The sequence below is a fragment of the Cytobacillus sp. C11.1 genome, from assembly GCF_058145115.1.
In genome coordinates, this window is sequence record NZ_CM176935.1 from 1407827 (window position 1) to 1430971 (window position 23145).

The 23145-nt window shown below is 43.3% G+C and carries 28 protein-coding genes and 2 pseudogenes; 20 read left to right on the forward strand and 10 right to left on the reverse strand.

Going from position 1 to position 23145, the window contains the following annotated elements; all coding sequences use genetic code 11:
* The first annotated feature begins 92 nt into the window (after positions 1–92).
* From flgM to hpf, 16 genes and pseudogenes are all read left to right on the forward strand, one after another.
* Entirely contained in the window at positions 93–359 is a 267-nt protein-coding gene (gene flgM, locus AC3ZVC_RS06890; protein ID WP_490067431.1) for a flagellar biosynthesis anti-sigma factor FlgM, read from the forward strand.
* 15 nt (positions 360–374) lie between these two features.
* The gene (locus tag AC3ZVC_RS06895) at positions 375–857 is read left to right on the forward strand and encodes a flagellar protein FlgN (RefSeq protein WP_490067434.1); all 483 of its coding nucleotides are present in this window, start codon (positions 375–377) and stop codon (positions 855–857) included.
* 18 nt (positions 858–875) lie between these two features.
* Positions 876–2435 carry a flagellar hook-associated protein FlgK gene (gene flgK, locus AC3ZVC_RS06900; protein ID WP_490067436.1) on the forward strand — a complete coding sequence of 520 codons (1560 nt, stop codon included), beginning with the start codon at positions 876–878 and terminating at the stop codon, positions 2433–2435.
* Between the two features lie 13 nt (positions 2436–2448).
* Positions 2449–3312 (forward strand): flagellar hook-associated protein FlgL, encoded by an 864-nt coding sequence (flgL, locus tag AC3ZVC_RS06905; protein ID WP_490067437.1) that lies wholly within the window; start codon positions 2449–2451, stop codon positions 3310–3312.
* Positions 3313–3516: 204 nt separating this feature from the next.
* Complete coding sequence (locus tag AC3ZVC_RS06910; RefSeq protein WP_490067438.1) at positions 3517–3645, forward strand: hypothetical protein; 129 nt, start codon at positions 3517–3519, stop codon at positions 3643–3645.
* 14 nt (positions 3646–3659) lie between these two features.
* The gene (locus AC3ZVC_RS06915) at positions 3660–4223 is read left to right on the forward strand and encodes a DUF6470 family protein (RefSeq protein ID WP_490067440.1); all 564 of its coding nucleotides are present in this window, start codon (positions 3660–3662) and stop codon (positions 4221–4223) included.
* Between the two features lie 15 nt (positions 4224–4238).
* On the forward strand, positions 4239–4679 hold the full coding sequence (gene fliW / locus AC3ZVC_RS06920) for a flagellar assembly protein FliW (protein ID WP_490067442.1): 441 nt from the start codon (positions 4239–4241) through the stop codon (positions 4677–4679).
* Positions 4679–4909 carry a carbon storage regulator CsrA gene (gene csrA / locus AC3ZVC_RS06925; RefSeq protein WP_490067445.1) on the forward strand — a complete coding sequence of 77 codons (231 nt, stop codon included), beginning with the start codon at positions 4679–4681 and terminating at the stop codon, positions 4907–4909. The genes fliW and csrA overlap by 1 nt, the downstream gene beginning before the upstream one ends.
* A 147-nt stretch (positions 4910–5056) precedes the next feature.
* Positions 5057–6775: a flagellin N-terminal helical domain-containing protein gene (locus AC3ZVC_RS06930; RefSeq protein WP_490067447.1), complete on the forward strand. Its 1719-nt coding sequence runs from the start codon at positions 5057–5059 to the stop codon at positions 6773–6775.
* 340 nt (positions 6776–7115) lie between these two features.
* Positions 7116–7229: pseudogene (locus AC3ZVC_RS06935) on the forward strand (flagellin); the annotation flags it as partial.
* A gap of 212 nt (positions 7230–7441) precedes the next feature.
* A pseudogene (locus tag AC3ZVC_RS06940) lies at positions 7442–7621 on the forward strand (flagellar protein FlaG); the annotation flags it as partial.
* Between the two features lie 23 nt (positions 7622–7644).
* A complete protein-coding gene (locus AC3ZVC_RS06945) occupies positions 7645–9162 on the forward strand; it encodes a flagellar hook-associated protein 2 (RefSeq protein ID WP_490067449.1) in 1518 nt (505 codons plus the stop codon).
* Between the two features lie 18 nt (positions 9163–9180).
* Positions 9181–9582 (forward strand): flagellar export chaperone FliS, encoded by a 402-nt coding sequence (gene fliS / locus AC3ZVC_RS06950; protein WP_490067453.1) that lies wholly within the window; start codon positions 9181–9183, stop codon positions 9580–9582.
* On the forward strand, positions 9582–9926 hold the full coding sequence (gene fliT / locus AC3ZVC_RS06955; RefSeq protein ID WP_490067454.1) for a flagellar protein FliT: 345 nt from the start codon (positions 9582–9584) through the stop codon (positions 9924–9926). The genes fliS and fliT overlap by 1 nt, the downstream gene beginning before the upstream one ends.
* A 42-nt stretch (positions 9927–9968) precedes the next feature.
* Positions 9969–10322 carry a DUF8042 domain-containing protein gene (locus AC3ZVC_RS06960; RefSeq protein WP_490067457.1) on the forward strand — a complete coding sequence of 118 codons (354 nt, stop codon included), beginning with the start codon at positions 9969–9971 and terminating at the stop codon, positions 10320–10322.
* A 259-nt stretch (positions 10323–10581) separates the two neighbouring features.
* Positions 10582–11139 carry a ribosome hibernation-promoting factor, HPF/YfiA family gene (gene hpf, locus AC3ZVC_RS06965; protein WP_490067458.1) on the forward strand — a complete coding sequence of 186 codons (558 nt, stop codon included), beginning with the start codon at positions 10582–10584 and terminating at the stop codon, positions 11137–11139.
* A gap of 40 nt (positions 11140–11179) precedes the next feature.
* On the opposite strand, the gene AC3ZVC_RS06970 is transcribed toward hpf, so the two are convergent.
* The 6 genes from AC3ZVC_RS06970 to AC3ZVC_RS06995 form a co-directional block, all read right to left on the reverse strand.
* Positions 11180–11458 carry a YkvA family protein gene (locus AC3ZVC_RS06970; protein ID WP_490067459.1) on the reverse strand — a complete coding sequence of 93 codons (279 nt, stop codon included), beginning with the start codon at positions 11456–11458 and terminating at the stop codon, positions 11180–11182.
* Between the two features lie 251 nt (positions 11459–11709).
* The gene (locus AC3ZVC_RS06975) at positions 11710–12099 is read right to left on the reverse strand and encodes a sporulation protein (protein ID WP_490067461.1); all 390 of its coding nucleotides are present in this window, start codon (positions 12097–12099) and stop codon (positions 11710–11712) included.
* Between the two features lie 110 nt (positions 12100–12209).
* The gene (locus tag AC3ZVC_RS06980; protein ID WP_490067465.1) at positions 12210–12344 is read right to left on the reverse strand and encodes an FbpB family small basic protein; all 135 of its coding nucleotides are present in this window, start codon (positions 12342–12344) and stop codon (positions 12210–12212) included.
* Between the two features lie 258 nt (positions 12345–12602).
* The gene (locus AC3ZVC_RS06985) at positions 12603–13859 is read right to left on the reverse strand and encodes an SLC5/6 family protein (protein WP_490067469.1); all 1257 of its coding nucleotides are present in this window, start codon (positions 13857–13859) and stop codon (positions 12603–12605) included.
* The gene (locus AC3ZVC_RS06990; RefSeq protein ID WP_490067474.1) at positions 13859–14551 is read right to left on the reverse strand and encodes a response regulator transcription factor; all 693 of its coding nucleotides are present in this window, start codon (positions 14549–14551) and stop codon (positions 13859–13861) included. Before AC3ZVC_RS06990 ends, AC3ZVC_RS06985 begins: the two co-directional genes overlap by 1 nt.
* Complete coding sequence (locus AC3ZVC_RS06995) at positions 14548–15315, reverse strand: sensor histidine kinase (protein ID WP_490067476.1); 768 nt, start codon at positions 15313–15315, stop codon at positions 14548–14550. The genes AC3ZVC_RS06990 and AC3ZVC_RS06995 overlap by 4 nt, the downstream gene beginning before the upstream one ends.
* A 294-nt stretch (positions 15316–15609) precedes the next feature.
* Here AC3ZVC_RS06995 and AC3ZVC_RS07000 point away from each other — a divergent pair, with 294 nt between their 5' ends.
* Positions 15610–15849: a hypothetical protein gene (locus AC3ZVC_RS07000; protein WP_490067480.1), complete on the forward strand. Its 240-nt coding sequence runs from the start codon at positions 15610–15612 to the stop codon at positions 15847–15849.
* Here AC3ZVC_RS07000 and AC3ZVC_RS07005 read toward each other — a convergent pair.
* The 4 genes from AC3ZVC_RS07005 to nikC all read right to left on the reverse strand — a co-directional run bounded on the left by AC3ZVC_RS07005 (position 15846) and on the right by nikC (position 19952).
* Positions 15846–16841: an ABC transporter ATP-binding protein gene (locus AC3ZVC_RS07005; protein ID WP_490067484.1), complete on the reverse strand. Its 996-nt coding sequence runs from the start codon at positions 16839–16841 to the stop codon at positions 15846–15848. The genes AC3ZVC_RS07000 and AC3ZVC_RS07005 overlap by 4 nt on opposite strands.
* Positions 16822–17856: an ABC transporter ATP-binding protein gene (locus tag AC3ZVC_RS07010; RefSeq protein WP_490068854.1), complete on the reverse strand. Its 1035-nt coding sequence runs from the start codon at positions 17854–17856 to the stop codon at positions 16822–16824. Before AC3ZVC_RS07010 ends, AC3ZVC_RS07005 begins: the two co-directional genes overlap by 20 nt.
* 263 nt (positions 17857–18119) lie before the next feature.
* Positions 18120–19040, reverse strand: coding sequence for a nickel ABC transporter permease (gene nikB, locus AC3ZVC_RS07015; protein WP_490067485.1), 921 nt, complete (start codon positions 19038–19040; stop codon positions 18120–18122).
* A 12-nt stretch (positions 19041–19052) separates the two neighbouring features.
* Positions 19053–19952: a nickel transporter permease gene (gene nikC / locus AC3ZVC_RS07020; protein ID WP_490067487.1), complete on the reverse strand. Its 900-nt coding sequence runs from the start codon at positions 19950–19952 to the stop codon at positions 19053–19055.
* A 341-nt stretch (positions 19953–20293) separates the two neighbouring features.
* Here nikC and AC3ZVC_RS07025 point away from each other — a divergent pair, with 341 nt between their 5' ends.
* Genes AC3ZVC_RS07025 through AC3ZVC_RS07035 form a run of 3 tightly spaced genes read left to right on the forward strand, consistent with a single transcriptional unit; the run spans position 20294 to position 23083 of the window.
* The gene (locus tag AC3ZVC_RS07025) at positions 20294–20428 is read left to right on the forward strand and encodes a hypothetical protein (RefSeq protein ID WP_490067489.1); all 135 of its coding nucleotides are present in this window, start codon (positions 20294–20296) and stop codon (positions 20426–20428) included.
* Positions 20429–20442: 14 nt separating this feature from the next.
* On the forward strand, positions 20443–21513 hold the full coding sequence (locus tag AC3ZVC_RS07030; protein ID WP_490067490.1) for a M24 family metallopeptidase: 1071 nt from the start codon (positions 20443–20445) through the stop codon (positions 21511–21513).
* Positions 21514–21532: 19 nt separating this feature from the next.
* Positions 21533–23083, forward strand: coding sequence for a glutathione ABC transporter substrate-binding protein (locus tag AC3ZVC_RS07035; protein WP_214723155.1), 1551 nt, complete (start codon positions 21533–21535; stop codon positions 23081–23083).
* Positions 23084–23145: the final 62 nt, after the last annotated feature.

Sequence of the window (23145 nt, forward strand, 5' to 3'; positions counted from 1 at the left end):
TACCAAACATAAATTAATATTTAAAGAAACTGCATCTATAGCCGATAATAGAATTAGATTGAAATCGACCGGAATGAAAGTGAGGGATACCTATGAAAATCAATAACTTTGGACCTTCAGGTGTGAATCCGTACAAACGCCAAATGAACAAGCTTGAAAGCACGAGTAAACCAGCGAAGACTGCTTCAGATAAAATCGAAATCAGCTCCACTGCCAAGGAAATGCAGCAGGTATCACAGCTAAGTGAAAACCGCAAAGCAAAGGTAGAAGAGCTTAAAATCCAGGTAGAGAACGGCACATATAAAATGAATCCAAAGGAAGTTGCAAAAAGCATAGCCAACTTCTATTCGAAAAAATAAAGGGGAGGAAGAAGCATGTCCGCCGAAGCGCTAATCACATCCATGGAAAAACTGCTAAAGCTTCATAAAAGCCTTTATAAGCTTGCAGTTCAAAAGACAGACATCATCAAGAACGGCGACATGGACGCCCTGAACCAGATGCTGAAGGATGAGCAGACCCATATAGCTGCGATTGACCGGATGGAAAAGGAGCGGCAAAAAGCGGCAAAGATGATAACTGCCGGGACGGAGAGCCCAACAGTTTCAGATTGTATGGCTTTCCTTTCACAGGATGAACAGATCAAGCTGGAGACGATAACAAAAGAGCTGACTGAGCTGGTATACGAACTAAAGGAACAGAATTATCTGAACCAGCAGCTCGTCCATCATTCCCTGCAGTTTGTCAATGTCTCTATGAATCTATTAAGGCCGCAGCCGGAAAACATGAACTACGGCCCGCCGGCAAAAAAGAAACCATCCGAAAAGAACGCCCCAGGCATCTTTAACTCGAAAGTGTAGCAGAACGGAGGAACAAACATGCGTTCAACCTTTATGGGACTTGAAACTGCCCGCCGCGGCATGTTTACCCAGCAAAGCGCTCTATATACAACAGGCCATAACATTTCAAACGCAAACACGCCCGGCTATTCCCGGCAGCGGATTAATTTTACACAGACCACTCCCTACCCATCTGTCGGCATGAACCGCCCGCAGCTGCCAGGCCAAATGGGAACTGGTGTTGAAGCTGGGAGTGTCCAGCGCATAAGGGAATCCTTCCTGGATGTTCAATTCAGAACAGAGAATACCAAAATGGGCTATTACGGTGCCATGAGCGAGTCCCTTACCAAGATGGAAGAGATTATGAATGAACCTTCCGAAAGCGGACTGCATAGCACGCTCGAGAAATTTTGGAACGCGCTTCAGGATCTATCCAGCCACACTGAAAACACGGGTGCCCGTGATGTTGTCGCTGCATCCGGCCAGATGGTCGCCGACACGCTTAATTATTACTATAACTCGTTAACAAGAGTGCAGGATGATATCGGCAGCCAGGCTGAAGTGAAAGTAGAAGAAATAAATGCGATTGTGGCGCAAATTGATCATCTTAACAAACAGATTGCTGCGGTAGAGCCGCATGGCTATCTTCCGAACGACTTGTATGATGAACGCGATATGCTTGTTGATAGTCTTTCAAGTCTGGTGAATGTAAAGGTGTCCAAAGTGATCCCTGATAATTATGGCAACGCCAAGAAGATTGCAGATGGATTATATAATATTGAAATCGTGCAGCAGGATGGGAAGTCGTTCGATCCCCCTATAAGCCTGGTATCTGTTACCAAGGAGTCAGGTATCGTGGGCACTAGCAAAGTGGGACTAGAAAAGAACCCTGACAGCGGATTGGTATCGGGATTGAAAATTGGAGAGAATGAAATCTCTGATTTTAGCAATCTCTCAGGAGGACTGGCCGGTTTAATAAAAAGCTTTGGATACGAGGCTGAAGGCGGCTCGAAGGGAATCTATCCTGAAATGCTGGACAAGCTGAATAAAATGGCTGAGGCATTTGCCAGGGAGTTTAATGAGATTCATAAAAATGGATTCGCACTTGGAGCAAGTGAGCCATCGGGATTGGACTTTTTCCAATTCGCGTCTGGAAATGCGGCTCAATCCATTAAGGTTAATCAGGCGATATTGGATGACTCGACTAAAATCGCTGCAGGCAAAGCAAGCGGCGCTTCAGGAGATAACGCAAATGCACAGGAATTGGCGGATCTGCGAAAGAAGAGTTTTAGTGAATATACATCTCTCTCTTCAGATGAAAAGGCCCAATTAAGCGGCAGCCTTGATTCCTATTATTCAGGAATCATAGGCCGGATGGGCGTAGATTCCCAAAGCGCCAAAAAGGATTTGAAAAACTCTTCGATTCTCGCAGACTCGGTTGAGCAGAACAGGCAATCCGTCAGCGCGGTTTCATTAGATGAAGAAATGACCAATATGATTAAATTCCAACATGCCTACAATGCTTCGGCCCGCAATATCACAGTAGTCGACGAAATGCTCGACAAAATCATCAACGGCATGGGCGTTGTAGGCAGATAGGCGGTGAAATAATATGCGCGTAACGCAATCAATGCTATCCAATAACATGCTGCGAAACCTCAGCAACAGCTACAACCGGCTGGACAAGCTGCAGGACCAGATTTCCACACAAAAGAAATTTACAAAGCCATCCGATGATCCGGTTGCAGCGATGATGGGCATGAACTATCGTACGGACTTGAATCGAATTCAGCAATATACCCGCAACATCGGGGAAGTGAGGAACTGGGTCGACAGCACGGATGATGCTCTGGATAAAGGCGTGCTGGCGCTGCAAAGGATTCGTGAGCTGACCGTTCAGGCCAGCAACGGTACGCTTGAAGGGGATCAGCGAAAGGCCATTGCTGAAGAGGTTAAGCAGCTGAAAGAGCATTTGCAAAACATTGGTGATACTCAGGTTGGCGGGAAGTATATTTTTAATGGAAACCAGACTAATGTAAGACCTTCCGAGACTGGTACATATGCAAGTGGAAGTATAGAGCTTGAAGTATTCTCGGGAATAAAAATTCAGGTGAATACAGAGGGATCTGAGTTATTTGGGGATATGCTGTCTGCTGAGGGGGATATTCAAAAATTAATCACGGCTCTGGAAACGAATGATCCGGCTATTGGGGATATGCTTGAAAACGTTGATAAGAATATCGATAACTTCTTGTCAGCGCGTGCTCTCATTGGTGCCAAGCAAAATCGTGTCGACCTAATGGAGGACCGGCTTTCCCAGCAGGAAGTATTCTCGACTAGAATCCTTTCTGATAATGAAGACATTGATATGGAAAAAGCGATCATCGAGCTCACGACTCAGGAAAGCGTCCATCGTGCCGCACTAAGTGTCGGTGCCAAGATTATACAGCCTACTTTGACGGACTTTTTAAGATAATAACGGAAAAGCTATCCATCTGTGATAGCTTTTTTTCATAAAGGCTGTTTTCGTAAAGTTTGTTGCTTTTTTACTGATAACTAAGTTTAACCTACTGAGTTGATTGTAGCGGAGGGCACTTGATCCTTGAAAATGCATTCGCATTTCCTTCGTGCGGTGTCTATTCAAGGAAGTTTATTCAATGTCCTGCGGGAGGAGAGGGAAGTGGGAGACCCCACAGGCGAAGCCGAGGAGGCTCCCATTCCTCCCCGCGGAAAGCAAGTGACCGAAGCGGAAATCAACGGGCAGCTTTCATATGCTAAAACAACAATTTATGAAATAGAGCCTTCATAAAAGAGGTGTCAAAGATGAATGTGCCGCAAATACGGCTCCAATCCAATTTTATTCGTATGGGTCTGAACATCGAAAAACCAGTACAGGAAATTCACCAGCCGCCTGCTGTCCAATCCATCCAGCAGCCAAAAGCGATCCTTGAGATTGAAACCATACCGGGCAAGCTCACGATTGACCAAACAAAGGCAAGAGAAGACGTAGATTTAAAAAGCATTGGCAGGAGAATTGAGGAATTTGCTCAAAATGGCTATCAGGACTGGCTGAAAGGGCTTGAAAGAAGAGCGATACAAGGGACGGAGCTCATGAAAATTGAAAATGGCGGCAATCCGATTGCTTATCAGGCGAAGGAAAACAGTGAGGGTTTGCCTAAACAGTTTAATATCGGTTGGCTTCCATCTCACAATAGTGTAAAGATCCAATATGAGCCCGCAAAAGTGAACATTGAAGCCCAGCCGCAAAAGCCGAAGATTGACGTTGAAATTAGAAAGCCGATTCATAACTATACGCCAGGGAAAGTTAGCGCCGAAATACATGAGAAAAACGGTCTAAGAATTGATTTTATAAATCTAACAATCTAACAAAGTGGTGAAAAAATGAAGATACATACGAAGTTTCATGGTGAGCAAGAGATAAACAGAGAAGATATTATTAAGTTTCCATCAGGGATACCGGGGTTTTTAGAGGAGAAAAAATTCTACATTCTTCCGTTAGAAGGGACTGACCTTTATGTGCTACAGTCAGTTAGGGGGACAGAGGTAGCTTTTATCATTACCGATCCTTTTGCGCTTTTTCCGCAATATGAATTTGATTTACCGCAAGAAGTCCTCGAAAAACTAGAGATAAAATCAGAAAAAGACGTCGCTACCTTTGCAATCTTAACAGTAAGAGAGCCATTTCAGGAAACAACGGCCAACCTGCAGGCGCCGTTAATCATCAACCAAACAAAAAAATTGGGAAAGCAAGTCATACTCAATAACCTAGCCTACCAAACAAAGCATAAAATCCCAACTCCTCAAGAACAGGGGGAGAAATAATGCTTGTACTTACAAGGAAACTAAAAGAATCTATCATGATCGGGAATGACATTGAAGTCTCCGTCCTCTCCATCGAAGGAGACCAAATAAAACTTGGTATCACCGCACCTAAAAATATCGACATACATAGAAAAGAAATCTACCTATCCATCCAGCAGGAAAACAGCAGTGCGACACAAACGGAAGCAAATGCAATAGACAGTTTAAGTAACTTTTTTAAAAAGAGATAAAAATATTTTAATTCTATTAAAAACTGGGTAAATTGGTCGATATAACCAATGTGAAGCTGGACAGCAAAAAGGCGGCCGACTTTTCTGCTGGTTCAGTAAAACAAACCACATGGACGTGGGACACTAAGCTCAAGGAGGAAACAAACAATGAGAATTAATCATAATATTGCGGCGCTTAATACTTATCGTCAGTTGAATAATGCTGCTGGTGCGCAATCTAAATCAATGGAGAAATTATCTTCAGGTTTACGTATTAATAAGGCTGGGGATGACGCTGCTGGTCTAGCAATTTCTGAAAAAATGCGTGGGCAAATCCGTGGATTAGATATGGCATCTAAAAATGCACAAGATGGAATATCTTTCATCCAAACAGCTGAAGGTGCACTAAATGAGACACATTCTATCCTACAACGTATGCGTGAATTAGCAGTACAATCTTCAAATGATACCAATACTGATGCTGACCGTGGAGAACTTCAAAAAGAAGTAGACCAATTAGCTGAAGAAATTACTCGCATTGCTAATAACACAGAATTCAACACAAAGTCTCTATTAAATGGAGCTGTGGATGATAATAACGTAAAAGCTGCAACATTTCATATTGGTGCAAACAACGGGCAAAACTTAGAGCTTACTATTAAAGCGATGGATGCTAAATCTTTAGGAGTTACTAGAGATAAGATAGAAGGAACTGTCCAAAATGGTGCTACTGATGTAACTGATATATCAATTACAGGTTCAGCTGCAGCTGTTACAGATGGCAATGCCGTTACAGTTTCAGCTCAAAATGTTTTTGGTGGTTCAGTAGCAACAGGAGCGACGGGTATTACAGGTGTTACTGCAACATCTGGTGGTTCGGTTGTAGATGGAGCAAGTATTGATATTAGTGTGGCTGTTGATAATGCTGCAAACTCAGCTTCCATTACAGGTGGAACCACCGCTGCAACAACTAGCTTAGCTGGAATATCTGCTGATGCAAAGTTAACTATTACTGTTGATGGCACTAATTATGAGCTCGACCAAGCTGATCTGCAAGGGGCAACTGGAGCAGGAAAGACTATTACTGATCTAATTGGGGCAATTAACTCTGCTGTAGGAAGCGATGTTGCAACAGAGGGAACTGGTGGCGATGCAGGTAAAATTGTATTGGCATCAGGAACTACAGGCGGTACTTCAAATGTTTCAGTTGCAATATCTGGGACTACTACAACAGATATAGATACTGCATTTGGTTTATCAAATGGATCAACTGATACAGGGGATGATGCAGACTATGCTGTCACTTTCAATGATGGATCAACTTCAGTGACCGTATCTGGAGTAGCAGCAGATGCATCTTCTGTTTCTGGTACAGGTGTTTATTCAACTCTATCATTTAACACAGGCGGTACGGTAAGTACAACTACTGCGGGTACTATAAATATTGGTGAAACTTTTACTGTTACATTATCTGATGGAAATAATGTTAACTCAGTAATTACTGGACTTGCTGGTAATGAAACAACTATTTCTGGTACAGGGGACTTTGCAGGATTTAAATTAACTACCGATGGTGCATTTGATGAAAATCTTTCAGCAACAATTGATGTTGCTTTAGAAGCTTCGTCTAAAGCTACTTTTGCTGCGGGTGCAAAAACTGATGATGCTAAAGTAGCTGGAGGTATTGATATTTCATCTCAATCAGCTGCAGATACAGCTATTACAGCAATTAACACAGCTATTGAATCAGTATCAGCCGAACGTTCTAAACTTGGTGCATACCAAAACCGTCTAGAACACACAATCAACAACTTAGGTACTTCCTCTGAAAACCTAACTGCTGCAGAATCTCGTATCCGTGACGTTGATTATGCTTTAGCTGCATAAGCAGTGACAAGCACAGTCGTCCTAGCTGGTAACGGCTAGAGATTATTATCGGGTGAATTGCTGGAAACCCCTTAGAGCTTTTCTTACCACAACGTAGTTGGAAACGACATGCGTGAAGGTGTGATAAAAGAGAAGATTGGGCAATCAGCAGCCAAGCTCCTGTCTCGAAAGAGTGGAGAAGGTTCAACGACTAGGATAAACCATCTAAGGCGAAAGCTATGATGATGAAATCCATAGGTGAAACAATGGTCATCAGCATTGTGAATCCGAAGTGCCCGACCCCTACTTGCTAGAGGGTGAAGATATAGTCTTGTCATTTGTGAAAGCAAATGTTCGCACGATGGCGAAAGAAATGATGAACCAAACTAAGAACTCTATCCTTTCTCAAGCTGCTCAAGCTATGTTAGCACAAGCAAATCAGCAGCCGCAGGGTGTTCTTCAGTTATTACGTTAATTATTTTAGGGGCTTTGGGAAACCAGAGTCCCTTTTTTAAATAAGGAAAAAAAGTTAAAGATATTATTGGCTATCCTCCTTCAAATCCTACTAAACTAAGTTTCTAACTTCTCTTAAAATTTCCATAATAATTCCGATATAAAGAGTGTTAACAATTAGATGTTTATTTAGGGGGATTAACCATGCTTGAAAAAGTATCATCCCAATGAATACTTACAGCTTCTTATACATCTCTAAAGTTCGTGCTTCATGATAAATTAAACGAATATTATGTAACCGTTATTGATAATACAACACAGGAAGTGGTGAAGGAGATTCCTTCTAAGAAGCTTCTGGATTTATATGCTGCTATGACAGAGTTTGTAGGTTTGGTAGTAGATAAAAAAATATAGTTTAGGAAAGGCAGTGACCCATTATGCGCATTGGTGGACTTGCCAGCGGAATGGATATAGACCAAATGGTCAAAGAGTTAATGACAGCTGAGCGAATTCCGCTTGATAAACTCAGTCAGAAGAAACAATACATGGAGTGGCAGCGGGACGATTACCGAGACATGAATAAAATGCTCTTTGAACTTGATAACTTAATTTTTGACGGTATTGGAAAACAGGGCTCCTATATAAAAAAGACTATTAATATATCTGATCCCAGTGCAGTCTCAATTAGAAACATTAATTCAACTACAGAATTTAATGGATCGCTTAAGGTAGATAAACTGGCTACTTCAGCTACTATGTTCAGCGGGGTAGAGATTACCCTAGACCCCTCCAAAAAGCTTAGCGAGCAAGGGATATCGGGAACACAGACTATTAAGATCCAAGCTATTAATAAAGATGGTGCCATGGACACTAAGGGTTATACCCTGGAGTTTGATCCAGCCCAAGAAACAATCAACAGTATTATTGAAAAAATCAATAAAAACTCAGGTGTCACAGCCTTCTTTGATACAACAACAAAGAAGATTTCACTGACTGCAAAAAACACAGGGGGTATTGATGATCCGAATACTGCTTTAAATGAATCAGAAATCATCTTAACGGGAGATTTTTTGAGCACACATCTAAAGCTGGCTTCTAATAATCGAGTTGCGGCTGACAATCTGGCTGGAACACACGGAACGAATGCTGAATTTATATATAACGGGTTAGCGACAACCCGTCCGTCTAATAATTTCCAAATAAATGGCGTTGAATTTACATTGAAAAATGAAACAACAACGCCAGTTACTTTTTCATCCTCACCAGATGTGGATGCCGTTGTGGAAACTATTGTTAAGTTTGTGGATAAATACAATGAAGTAATCGGCAAGATCAAAGGTGAACTGGATGAAAAAAGATATCGTGACTATCAGCCGCTAACGAAGGAACAGCGGGAAACAATGGAAGAGGAAGAAATCGAACTTTGGGAAGAAAGAGCAAAAAGCGGCACATTACGGGGAGACTCAATCCTATCGGGCAGCCTAAATAAAATGAGAATGGATTTATATGCACCAGTTAGCGGACTGCAGGGAATATCACAGCTTGCACAAATAGGCATCAAAACCTCCAGTAATTATCTTGAAGGCGGCAAGTTAATTATTGATCCTGATAAATTAAAGCAAGCTATATCAGAAAATCCTAATGGTGTATATGAACTATTTCAAAAGGAAGGCAATACAACCGAAGAAAAAGGGTTAGCACGAAGATTGCGTGACTCAATTAAAACAACAATGGCCGATATTGAGAAAAAAGCAGGGAAAGCATCTAGTGTAAATAATACTTTTTCCCTCGGCAGGCTATTGAACAACCTTGATAGTCAAATCACCAGGTTTGAAGATCGCCTTCTTAAAGTAGAAGACCGCTACTGGCGCCAATTCACCGCCATGGAAAAAGCGATCCAGCGTTCTAACGAGCAATCCATGTTCCTCATGAACCAATTCAGCGGCGGCATGTAATAAAAAGGAGTGTTTTAAATGGCAGTAAGCAATCCATACCAATCCTATCAGCAGAACTCAGTGAATACAGCTTCACCAGGCGAGCTGACACTTATGCTATATAACGGCTGCCTGAAGTTTATTCATCAGGCTAAAAAGGCCATGGCAGATCAGAATATCGAAACGAAAAATATCAATATCCAAAAAGCGCAGAATATCATCCAGGAGCTGATGGTGACGCTTAATATGGATTTAGACGTTTCGCGGAATATGATGTCCCTCTATGACTATATGAACCGGAGATTAATAGAAGCTAATATTAAAAATGATGCTGCGATTCTTGATGAGGTAGAAGGCCTGGTAACTGAATTCCGTGATACTTGGAAGGAAGTTATCCAGGTTAACCGCCAAAAGCAATTCTCACAAGGCGGCACAGTCTAGTGAGTTCGGTACAAAGCTTTTATGAAACAACACTAGAGCTGATCGCCACTTTAGAAAATACAGTAATAGACCGGGATGAAAAAATAAGTGAGGTAGATGTGCTCCTTGAGAAGCGCCAGGAGGCAATGGCAGGCATGTCTTCTCCGTATTCGGAGGCCGAAAAGGAAATTGGAGCTCAGCTAATCAAGCTCAACGAAAAGGCAACCCAACTGATGCAGCGGGAAAAGCTTTTCATCCAAAAAGACATCAAAGACTTAAGCGTTAAAAAGGAATCATCCAATAAATATATAAACCCTTATCAATCCATGGCGACGGACGGCATGTTTTATGATAAAAGAAAATAGGTGACCCATTTGTTAACTTTGACAGAAGAGCAGTACGTTTTTTTGAAAGGATACAGCGACCTTTTATATACGATTGATGAGGCGTTTGATTATATTGTCAAAAGCTATAGCGATTTGAGCAAAACAGAAGGAGACCGTCTCCTTGCTGATGTTTTTCATGCATTGCCGCAGATAGCAGCATCTAATGAGCAGCTCAGCCAGCTTTTTCATAACGGCCATTCAATGCAGAATGCGTTAAAAGATATCAGCACTGTGGCCGATCAGGCTGAGCTTCTTTTGCAATGCTTTGAAGACCTTCCAGTAAGGCAGGAAATCATCTCACAAAAGCTTTATCCAGCTTTTGCTCATTGGCATCAATCCATCCAGCAAGAGCTTCATCCCTATATCCAATCCTGACCGCTTCCCGACGAAGCGGTTTTTATTTTCCCCCTATAATTTAGTCACACTCTCGTCACCAATCCGCCACAACTTTTGCACATTTTTCACTGTTTCGGCAGGAGTTTTTAAGGGTAAAATAGAAATATAAATACATAGTCTTAATATACTTTTAAGACTAGGCATTCTTTTTCAGAAGCCCATTTTTTTAGCTGTTGATTTTACAGCTGGCGTTCTGGAAAATAGCCGCTATTGTATAATGAAAAGGAGGAGTTCACTTATGAATTACAACATTCGTGGTGAAAACATTGAGGTAACTCCAGCAATTAGAGAGTACGTAGAGAAGAAAATTGCTAAGTTAGAAAAGTATTTTACTGAAACTCCTGATGCAAATGTACATGTAAACTTGAAAACGTACAATAATAACCGTTCTAAAGTGGAAGTAACGATTCCGATGCCGAACCTGGTTCTTCGTGCAGAGGAAGATCATGAGGATATGTATGCAGCAATAGACTTGATTACTGATAAATTAGAGCGCCAGATCCGCAAGCACAAAACGAAAGTAAACCGCAAGTTCCGCGAAAAAGGCAATATGACAGCTGTGTTTGCAGCATTGGCGGATGAAACAGAAGTGCCTGAAGTGGAAGAAGATGATCAGGATCTAGAAGTTGTCCGTCAAAAGAGCTTCGATTTGAAGCCAATGGACAGCGAAGAGGCGATCCTGCAAATGAACATGCTGGGCCACAGCTTCTACGTGTTCACGAATGCAGAGTCTAACTTAACAAACGTGGTGTACAAGCGTAAAGACGGCCGTTATGGCTTGATTGAAGCCCAATAATACAAAAACTAAGCCCTGCCGGCATCCGGCAGGGCTTTTATCAATCTTCTAGAACCTTGTATTTCTCTTTCAATTCCTCCGGGGCCATCTTCACCATCTGCTGGAGGACGAACGATGTCACGACAATATCATCCGTAAAGCCAAAAATGGATAGGAAGTCGGGCACGAAATCCAGCGGCAGGAAGATATACAGCAATCCAGCTGCAATCGGAAACAGTTTTTTGCCGGCCGATACTTCTCTTGAGAGAAAGTAGTCTCTCAGGAAGGGCAGGAACTTCCAAAACTTAAATACAAATTTGATGCGTTTTATAAACTTCATCGCTTTCACCTTTTTCTAGTTCATTCGCTGGAAGGGGGCTGCCATGGCCGCCATTTGGATTCTGGGCGGATTTTTCACTTCAAGTGTGACAGCCGATAGATAACTGGTTTCAAGTATGCTTCAAAAGGTTAGTATAATAAGCCACTTTTGCAAAGCCGCTGTTTTCAAAGGGGTACGAATCTCCTCTGTGTGTTATTTTTTCTATGATAGAGGGGATTATTTACACCGCAGTTCTTCCTCCTTAGGTTTGTTTAATAGGTAATCGTTATTTTATCCAGGTCCGCGCTTTTGACGCCTTCGTTAAAGATCAGTCTCGTTTTGAATTGAAACGTGCGCTCCGGTGTGGAAGCAGGAATATCTTCAGGTAATTGAAAGTTAAATTCCATCCGATTGGTTTCTTCCGACTCAATCGTTTGAGATGTCAGGATTGTCGCTGAGTCGATTACTTCTTCCTGCTCATCAGTTAGTGTGGTCATGACCAGGTCGCATTCAATCCGTTTAATCTGCTGGTCGATGGTGCCGCCTTCGATTAGGAAGGTGCCGTTCACATTTTCGCCTGGAGTGTATATATGCTTTGGCAGCTGCAGGTCAATTTTTGCAGAACCGATTCCCAGCATTGACATATATTTTCGCAAAATCAATCAAGATCTCTCCTCTTTTGGTGTCGGCGATTGTTCGCCTGATTTTATTAGGTATAGTTACGTGAATAGGATGAGAAAGTTTCATATTTCCCCAATCTATTAGCTGTAAACTACATTGGCTTCACCTTCATATATTTCTCATCAAGCTTTCGTTCAATTTTCTCCAGCTGTATTTTGTCCTTCAGCAGTTCTTCTTTATTTCGTTTGATCAGTTCATCCATTGTGTATCGTATTTTCTTCTTCATATCCTATTCCTCCATTTTATAAAGTAAAACAATTAGTTGTGTGGGCCTGTATACAAAAAAGGCCTTTACCACAGTTGGTAAAGGCCATAAATAAAGACCTCTACCGTATTGGTAAAGGTCTTGCTAACAATTGTTTAGATTGCCAACAAAGCCGAGAGCGTGTGCTCCGTAATGACGACTCTGCTGTAAAAGCTACTCCCCTTTAGGAGAATGACTATTCAATTTATAGCTAAATCATATTAAATTTTTTGAAAAATGTCAATTGGTTTTGTGCTGCATTTTTACGATGGGCCATTCGGCAAGCAAAATCAGAATGGAGACCATGAAGCTGACGATGATCCCCCTATATTCAGCTCCGGTATAGAGTGCCGTCCAGCCCGATAGTGCACTAATCAGTACAGTTGCCGGCATCATCCTTCCCTGCTTCTGCTTGCTCCATAACACTCTCAAAACAACAGGCAAGGCACCAGCAAAAAAGACTCCGGAAATGAAATATAAATTCAGCAGTGAAATCGAGTAGAAGTGCACCCATAATGGGATGACCAGCACAAATAAACTCAATATTCCCCACATATGCTTGTTCAGTTTCCGATCATTCCGGTCATAAAGGACATAGAGGGAGTGAACCTGCGATAAAAAGGTTTCAAAGAAAATAATCATTAAGATAAAAACAAGCAAAACGGTAATGGTAAAATGCTCATATCTCAAAAAGATTTTTTCAAACACAGCATAAAGGCTTTCAAATCCTCCTTTGTAAATAGCCGATAAGGCAATCATGGAGAAGGAGAAGGGGATGGTGCCCCAAATGAGTCCGGTTGTGATAAGGCCGGGGCGCAGCTTCTCTTTTTTGCTTTTTAAAAGCATATTCCACATTTTCAAGTCCAGCAGCAGGTGGCCGAGCATGGCGAGTGTAAAGGCGGTTACTAAGCTTGGCAGTACATCCCATTCTACATAAAGCAAATACGGGTGGTACAGCCGTATGCCATCATAAACGACTTCAATTCCTTCCAGCATATACGCATGGACAAGAATCATAATCATAATTAAAAAAAGAATGCCGACCTTCAGCATACTAAAGCGGGTGAACCACTTTAAGCGGAAAAAAATCGCTGCGAGAAATCCGAACAGAAAGAATAAGCTCATCCCCATTGGAACCGGGGTACCCAGAGGGTAAACGAGAATGCCCGCTGCATATCCCATTACCGTCATCCCGAAAAAGATCGCCATAAGGAGGATTCGTTTCATCCACTTGAGGGATGGGTCAGATAGACGGCTAGCCATGATTCCGAGAAAGGATGCCGATCCTGCTGATTCCCGAACACGCGTGATAATCGGGATCAGCATAAGGAAGGCAAGGATGCCAGCTGCTGAAAAACTGACTGCTCCGATAAACCCGTAACGCAAAAAAGCTTCCGGAGCTGTAAAAACGGCATTGCCTGATGTCCATCTCGAGATCAAAGCAATGCTTAACAGCCCGAAGCCGTATTGGACTGATTTTGATAAGTTCGTATTCATTAATGCTGCTCCCTGTATTGCTTTGGTGTAATGTCTTCTTTTTTCTTAAATTGGCTTGAGAAGTAATGAAGGCTGTTAAATCCGGTTTTCTCAGCAATTTCTGAAATGCTGTTATTTGTCGTGGCCAAAAGGTGCTTGGCTTTTTCGAGCCGATAAACAGTCAAATAATCAATTAAGGAAGTGCCAACTTCCTCGCTGAACTTGCGGCTCAAATAGGCAGGGCTGGCATGTACCTTTGCTGCAATGTCCTGGAGGCTGGTCCGCTGCTCATAATTTTCGTGAATTTGAAGCAATGCTTCATTCACAATTTTGGAATACTCTTTTTTGAAAATGGGCGTTGAGAATTTCTTCAGCGTTTCCTTTAATTCATCTTCAATAATAGGCTTGGTTAAATATTCTGAAACGCCCAGCTGAATGGACTTTTTAGCAAATTCAAAGTCCTGGTGGGCTGATAAAATAATAATTTGCAGATGGGGCTGGAGTTCCTTCAAGTCTTTGACCAGCTCAAGCCCGGATTTGCCCGGCATTTCGATGTCGACAAAAGCGAGATGAAAGTAGTTTTCCTTGCTTATGGCAAGAGCCTGGCTGCTGTCATAGGCAAAGTGAAAATTCCATAACGGAAATGCCGGCTTCAGAATATATTCAAGCTGTTCAATTACGATCGGTTCATCGTCTATGCATAATACATTCATGCCTGCTCCTCCTTCTTTATCTCCACTTTTGGAATGGTTATTTTCACGGTTGCCCCGTTTTGTTCATTTTCGTAAATATCCAGATTTGCACTGTTAAAAAGCAGCTCGAGTCGTTTTTTCACATTGGAAAGGCCTTGCCCCTTCGTCATCATGTCATCGAAAGAGTGATCTCCAATGCCAAGTCCGTTGTCCTCGACATATAAGGTGATGCTGTCTGTGGCATCGACCGCTTTAATGGAGAGGGAGAGCGGACCAGGCTTTTTTTCCAGCCCGTGCTTAAAAGAGTTCTCCACAATCGTCTGCAGAAGATAGGGTGGTACGACATGCTCCAATGCTTCTTCCTCTATATCTTCCGTAATCGTTAACCGATTATGAAACCGCAGCTCCTGAATCTTTAAATAGTACTTTGTGTATTTCCATTCTTCTTTTAACGGAATTAACTGCTCTTTAATCTGGTACTTGAATTTTAAAAATAAAGACAGGGTTTCCATTGCCTTGATGAGTGTATCAATCCGGTTGAGGCGGGCGAGCCCGAGCATCAGATTGATGGTATTGAATAAAAAGTGGGGGTGGATCTGCTGGTTCAGCTGCATATATTTGCTTTCCTGCAGCGTATTTTCAAGGACAACCTGCTGCTTCTCGAAGGATAGGCTGTCGATTTGCTTTTCAAACGCCAGTACCATCATCAAAATAATTGCACCGGCCATCGGCACGAATATGGAAAAAATCGCGAACAATGAGAACGTTTCATAGGTAATTAGCATGATCTTCACTGCCTTAAAAGAATTTCTAATAGTATAACATGTCTGATAAATAGTAGTAAGTTTATTGCGTAACAGTAATAAAGTGGCATATGCAAATATATCTAGGGATTTGCAAATATAAATGATTATTTGCAAATAAAATGAAAAATTTGCAAATAAAATGGGGAATCTGCAAATAAATCGGCTGGCCAGGGAATATGTGAAGGGTGTGAGCGGCGGTGAAGTTGACAATATATCTCCAAAGTTACTGATATAAGGATTAGTTGCCGATATATTAGCGAAGTTGATGAAAAAATGGGCAAAGTTGATGATAAAACTAGAAAACCAGGAAGAGAAGCAGCCACTGAATCTATTTTAGGCAGGAATTTTAGAAAAATAGGTAAGAAAGTAGCAAAAACGAAAGAAAAAAGGGCCAAATCTATAAAAAACTCCCCCAAAAATACAAAAAAAGAGCGAAGCCACCAAGCTCCGCCCAAAAGGGGGTTACTACAACTATATGAGATCAGCCATTTTGGCTGGTACTCGCCAAATTAAGAGATTGCCTCTGCATAGTGGCAGGCAGCCTGATGTCCTTCTCCCAAACTCTTAAGCTCGGGATCGGACAGTCTGCAAAGATCAGTTGCCAGCGGGCATCTTGTGTGGAACCGGCACCCGGTAGGCGGATCGATAGGGGATGGCACATCGCCCTTCAGAATGATTCGTTCCTTTTTCTTTTTCCGGTTCGGTTCCGGAATCGCTGATAGCAACGCCTGCGTGTACGGATGGCGCGGGTTTTCAAACAAACTCTTTTTCTCGGCGATTTCGACGACTTTTCCAAGATACATAACGATGATTCGGTCAGAGATATGGCGCACAACCCCTAGGTCGTGAGAGATAAATAGATAGGTTAAGCCATATTCCTTCTGCAATTTTTTTAATAGATTCAGCACCTGTGCCTGAACAGACACGTCCAACGCGGATACCGCTTCATCACAGATAATCAGCTTCGGCTCCACCGCCAATGCGCGGGCAATCCCAATCCGCTGGCGCTGCCCGCCGCTGAATTCGTGCGGAAAGCGGTCAATATGCTCTTCTTTTAAGCCAACTTGCTCAAGCAGCTCAATCGCTCTGCGACGGCGGTCGGCTTTCGGAACCACATTCAAGATTCCCATTGCTTCCTCAAGCGTCTGCCCAATTGATCTTCTTGGATTCAAAGAAGCAAACGGATCCTGGAAAATGACCTGCAAGTCTTTGCGGATCGAACGCATTTCACTCTTCGATTTAGCTAATAAATCTGTTCCCTGAAAAATAACCTCTCCGCCAGTCGGCTCATCCAGGCGCAAAATTGCACGTCCTGTAGTGGACTTGCCGCAGCCGGATTCGCCAACGATGCTGACAGTTTCGCCTTCATAAATCGTAAAGTTCACGCCATCGACAGCTTTAACATGATTGACAGTCCTGCCGAAGACTCCGCCTTTAATCGGGAAGTACTGCTGCAGGTTTTTGACTTGAAGGATTTCTTTTTCTTTAGTTAGCGGTGCTGACATCTGCTGCAACCTCCTCTACTGCCGGGCCGTTCCATCTTTCCGAATACATCCAGCAGCGAACTTTATCATCATGATCCATTAACAATGGCGGTTCTTCCGTTCTGCACAAATCAGTGGCAAACGGGCATCTTGGTGCAAAGCTGCATCCTGGCGGAAGATTGTCCGGGCTTGGAACTGTTCCTGGGATGGTCTCCAATTCTTCCACGTCTTTGTCTACTGTCGGAATGCTTCTCAGCAAGCCCTGTGTATATGGATGCTTAGGGTTTTCAAAAAGGGCATCGACATCGGTATGCTCCACAATTTTTCCGCAATACATAACCGCAACCCGGTCACAGGTTTCAGAAACAACACCCATATCATGTGTAATCATGATAACGGCAGTGCCCAGCTGTTCCTGCAGATTTTTTAATAGATCCAGGATTTGCGCCTGAATTGTTACATCAAGAGCAGTTGTCGGTTCATCGGCGATCAGCAGCTCCGGCTTGCACGCCAATGCCATCGCGATCATGACACGCTGGCGCATACCGCCGCTCAGCTCATGCGGCTCCTGCTTGGCTCTTTTTTCAGGAGAAGGAATGCCGACTAAACGCAGCATTTCAACGGCTTTCTGCCAGGCTTCTTTTTTCGGCAGCTTTTGATGGATACGAAAGGCTTCTGCAATCTGTTCCCCGACGGAATAGACAGGATTAAGTGAAGTCATCGGCTCCTGGAAAATCATCGAAATTTTGTTGCCGCGCATTTGGCGCATGCCTTCTTCTGTTTCGGCAAGCAGGTTCTTCCCTTTAAAATTAATCTCACCGTCCACAATTTTTCCGGGAGGCTCTGCAATCAGCCGCATGATGGAGAGGGAGGTGATGCTCTTTCCGCTTCCAGACTCTCCGACAATTCCAAGCGTTTCTCCTCTTTTTACATCAAAGTCTACGCCGTCGACGGCTTTGATGACCTTTTTTCCGGAGAAGAAATGAGTTTTTAAGTTTTTCACTTCCAGTATTGTTTCTTTATGTTCAGTTCCCATCATTCTTGCTCCTCTCAATTGGGAATGGTTTTAATTCAAGGCGGTTTTCGCAAACTTTGTTGCTTTTTAAACAAGTAGTGAGGATTTGTTGATTTCCGCTGCAGGATGCTAGCTTTCCGCGGGGCGGGCGGTGAGCCTCCTCGGCGCGCGGCGCCTGTGGGGTCTCACCTGTCCCACACCTCCCGCTGGAGTCTCGCACCTTCCGCTCCAATCAACCAACCTTATTTATCAATGTATTTTCATAGATTTATTAAAAAAACACCTTAATTCAATTCAACACGTTTATTCAGGAATCTGTATGACAGGTCGACAAGCAGGTTGACGATGACAAACAGCACGGATACGAATAAAATCGATCCTTGTACAAGCGGAAGGTCACGCATCCGGATGGCATCAATGATTAAGCGGCCGACTCCATTGATGGCAAAGACGGATTCTGTTAAAACGGTTCCTCCCAATAGGGCGCCAAACTGCAGGCCGACTACGGTAATAACCGGGATTAGTGCATTTTTTAAAGCGTGCTTATAAATAATCAGGCGCTGGCGGACACCTTTTGCTTTGGCTGTACGGATATAATCCTGGCGAATAACCTCCAGCATACTGGCACGAGTCATTCTGGCAACAATTGCTGCACCGCCTGTCCCCAATGTGAGGGCTGGAAGAATGACGTGGCTGAAGGTACCCCAGCCGGCAACCGGAAACCATTGAAGCTCAACGGAGAAATAAATGATAAGCATAAGGCCAAGCCAGAAGTTCGGCAAGGAAACGCCAAGCAGGGCAACCATCATTAACCCTACATCTGTAAAGCTGTTTTGCTTCGTTGCTGCGATTATTCCAATAAGAACACCTAAAACGACTGTAATGACAATACTCCAAAACGCCAATTCAAGGGTAATCGGCAAACGGACGAGGATTTCATCCAGAACCGGACGGCTTGTCCGAATGGATTCACCGAGGTCTCCTTTTACAACATTGCCGACATAATCAAGATATTGAACAAAGATAGGCTGATCCAGGCCAAGGTCATGGCGGATGGCTTCTACTTGTTCGTCACTGGCTCCTTCACCTGCGACAAGAACGGCAGGGTCACCGGGAACCATTTGCATGATGAAGAAAACCATAAGGGTAACGCCCAGCAGAACCGGGACGATTTGAACAAGCCTTCGCATCAGAAAGATAAACATATGATAACCTCCTTAATTTTTCATTCGCGGATCCAGCGCATCGCGCAGTCCGTCTCCAAACAGGTTAAAGCCCAGAACAATCAACGCAATGGCGATACCAGGGAATAAGGCAATATGCGGTGCTGTGAATAAGAAGTCACGACCATCACTCAGCATGGCTCCCCATTCAGGTGTTGGCGGCTGTGCACCCATTCCAAGGAAGGAAAGGCCGGCTACCGATAAAATAGAAGTCGCGAGCCTTAATGTTCCCTGTACAATAATTGGACTCATAATGTTAGGCAGTATATGAACAAAAATAATTTTCGCATCACTTGCCCCTAATACGCGAATGGCATCGATATATTCCATTTTCTTTACACTTAAAGTCGAGCCGCGAACAATACGGGCAAAAGTCGGAACCGAGAAAACACCAACAGCGATCATGACATTGATCAGGCTTGGCCCCAGCGCACTCACAATGGCGAGAGCTAGCAGCAATCCAGGGAATGCAAGCAATACATCAATGAAACGCATGATAATCGTATCCACCCAGCCACCGTAGTAGCCGGAAACGATTCCTAAAATAATTCCAAACAACGCTCCGATAAAGACGGATACAAAACCTACTGCCAGGGATAGCTGTGATCCATATAAAATCCGGCTGAAAATATCCCGGCCTTTATCGTCTGTCCCCATAATATGGTCAGCCGATGGGGCCTGCAGTTTATTCACCAAATCAATCTCGTATGGATCATAAGGCGAGATAAGCGGTGCAAGTGCGGCCAGAATAATATAGATTAAAACAATGCTGCCCCCAACGAGCGACATTTTATTTTTAATAAGAGCTTTGACCAGCCCAGCTCCTTTAGCCTTTCTTTTGGAAATAGGCACAGGAGCTTTTGCGGTTTCTTGCGGATTTGCAATAGTGCTCATGATTAAGTTCCTCCCAGTGACTTATTTGGTTGAAACCTAATTTATCAAAAATATTATCTATTTTGTCTGAATTTTATGATTAAGTATAAAATTCACAAAAACACGACAAAAAAATGAAAACATCGACAAAATATTTTTCCTATAATGGACACAACCTTTACAAATGGGCGGCAGAATCAGCTCTGCTCGTCTCAACTGTACTTCATGAAAAACAGTAATGATTATCATATTTTTACTTTTTGGCTGTTTTCGTAAAGTTGTTGCTTCTTGACTGCAAACTTAGTTTGTTTATCTGAGTTGATTGGAGCGGAGGGCATTTGACTCCTGCGGGAGGAGAGGGGGTGAGAGACCCCACAGGCGAAGCCGAGGAGGCTCTCATTCCTCCCCGCGGAAAGCAAATGCCCGCAGCGGAAATCAACGGGCAGAATTCAAAAGTAAAAACAACAACCTATATGAAAAGAGTCTTTACTTATTAACAGGGGGTGTAACTTTGAAGCAGCGTCTAGATAAGCTTAGAAAGAAAATGTCGGAAAAAGGATGGAAGGGTGTTTTCATCTTTTCACCGGAAAACAGATACTATTTTTCCGGATACAAAGGATCAGCGGGAGCACTCTTAATAGAAGAAGATTCGCAAAAACTATTCACAGACTTCCGTTATGTGGACCAGGCCAAAGACCAGGCACCGGATTTCGAGGTGATCCAGCACCAGCAAAACCTAATTGAAATGGTTTGCGAATCACTTTCTTCCCATCATAAAGGAACACTCGCCCTTGAGCTTGGTGATGTACCGGCATCTGTTTATCTTGAAATTCAGTCAAGGCTGCCGGAAGCCGACTTGGTTGATGTAACAGCGGCAACCAATGAAATCCGCATGATTAAGGATGAAGAAGAAATCGAGAACATGCGAAAAGGGATTGAGATTTGCGATCAGGCTTTTTCACACATTTTAAATTTCATCCGTCCAGGCATTACCGAGAAGGATATCGGCCTGGAGCTTGAGATTTTTATGAAAAAGCAAGGTGCTGAACGCATCAAGCCGAATCATGTGATTGCTTCCGGACCGCGTTCCTGCCTTCCGCATGGACAAGCTACAGACCGGGTTGTCAAAGTTGGCGATTTTGTCAAAATGGATTACGGTGCAATCGTAAACGGATATTTTTCCGATTTTACAAGAACAGTCGTCCTTGGAGAGCCTTCCGACAAGCAGGTGGAGATATATAATATTGTCCGCCATGCACAGGACGAATCGTTGAAAGCGATTGGTCCGGGAAAAACGTGCAGTGAGCTTGATGGGGTCGGCCGGGGAATCATCCGGGAAGCAGGATATGGCGATAACTTCGGCCATAGTCTGGGCCATTCGCTTGGACTCGCCATTCATGAACAGCCCGCCATGAGGGGGACGGATGATACCGTTCTACAGGAAGGAATGGTCATCACCGTTGAGCCGGGGATTTATATTCCTGAATTTGGCGGAGTCAGGATAGAAGATTTGGTCGTCATTACAAAGGATGGCCATGTGAATTTCACTAAATCTACGAAGGATTTGCAAGTAATATCATAAAAAACAGGGGGTAGTGAGGATGAGAAAGAGAAGTTTTTGGTTAGGGTTAGTAGCAGCGATTCTTTTGCTTGCCGGATGCTCAGGCGGCAGTGATCCGGGCAGCCTGGAATCTTCCGGGGGAGAAGCGGCATCAAATAAGGATTTAATCATTGCGGTACTGTCGGATGCGACAAAGCTAGATCCGCATCTTGGCACTGACATTCCTTCCGCGAACGTTTATCACGGTAAAATTTACGAAGGCCTTGTACAGCAGGATGAAAACATGGAAATCCAGCCTGCGCTTGCAACAGAATGGAAGCAGCTTGACGACCTGACTTGGGAATTCAAGCTTCGCGAAGGCGTGAAATTCCATGACGGCACTGATTTTACAGCCGAAGCAGTACAAAAAACGATCGAAAGAGTTTTAGCAGAAGAAACAGCTTCACCGCGTTCAAACCTTTTTGAAATGATTACTGAAGTTAAGGTAGTAGATGACCACACAGTTCAGTTGATTACTGAATATCCATATGCGCCTTTATTGGCTAACCTTGCTCATTATGCAGCAGGCATCCTAAGCCCAACGGCGATTGAATCAGGCGAAAATCTTGGACAAAATCCGGTTGGTACAGGCCCTTATAAGCTTGGCGAATGGAAGCCTGGCCAGGAAATTAAATTGGCTGCCTTTGAAGATTACTGGGGCGATAAGCCAACCATGGAAACTGTCACTTATAAAGTAGTTCCTGAAGATTCAACACGTATTGCCATGGTTGAAACAGGAGAAGCACATATCGCGGAGCCTGTTCCGGTTACGGAAGTAGAACGCATTGAAAACAGCGACAGCATGGAGCTTGTTCGCAGTGACGCTTTAGGTGTTGACTACATTGGTTTTAATGTTGAAAAAGAACCTTTTAACAATGTAAAAGTGCGTCAGGCAATCAGCTATGCCATCGATACAGAAGCAATTGTAAATGGTGTCTATAATAATGTTGGTACTGTGGCAACTGCACCTATGGGACCTGCGATTTGGGGACACAATGCAGAGCTGGAAGGATATAAATATGACCTTGAAAAAGCGAAAAAGCTTTTAGCAGAAGCCGGCTATCCGGATGGATTTAAAACAACGATCTGGACAAACGACAACAAAGCACGTATGGACGTAGCGGAAGTTGTTCAGTCTCAATTAAAAGGCATTGGCATTGATGTTGAAACAAAAGTTGTTGAGTGGGGAGCTTATCTTGAAGGCACAGCAAAAGGCGATCACGATATGTTCATCCTTGGCTGGTCCAATATGACTGGTGATGCGGATTATAACCAATACTTCCTGTTCCACAGTGATGCACGAGGAAACCCTGGTAACCGTTCTTTCTACAGCAATCCTAAAGTCGATGAGTTAATTGACAAAGGCCGCCAGGAAACAGACGAGCAAAAACGCCTTGAAATCTATGCAGAAGCACAAGAAATTGAAATGGAAGAAGCACCAATTGTCTTCCTGCGCAATGACGAAGATCTTGCCGTTATCGGAAGCAATGTAAAAGGCTTCTGGATGCATCCATCAGGATTGTACATGCTTGAAAAGGTAACAGTTGAATAAGTAAACTTTTATAAAACTAGGACAAATAGGAACATAAAGGAGCTGTAGCCATTCGGATACGG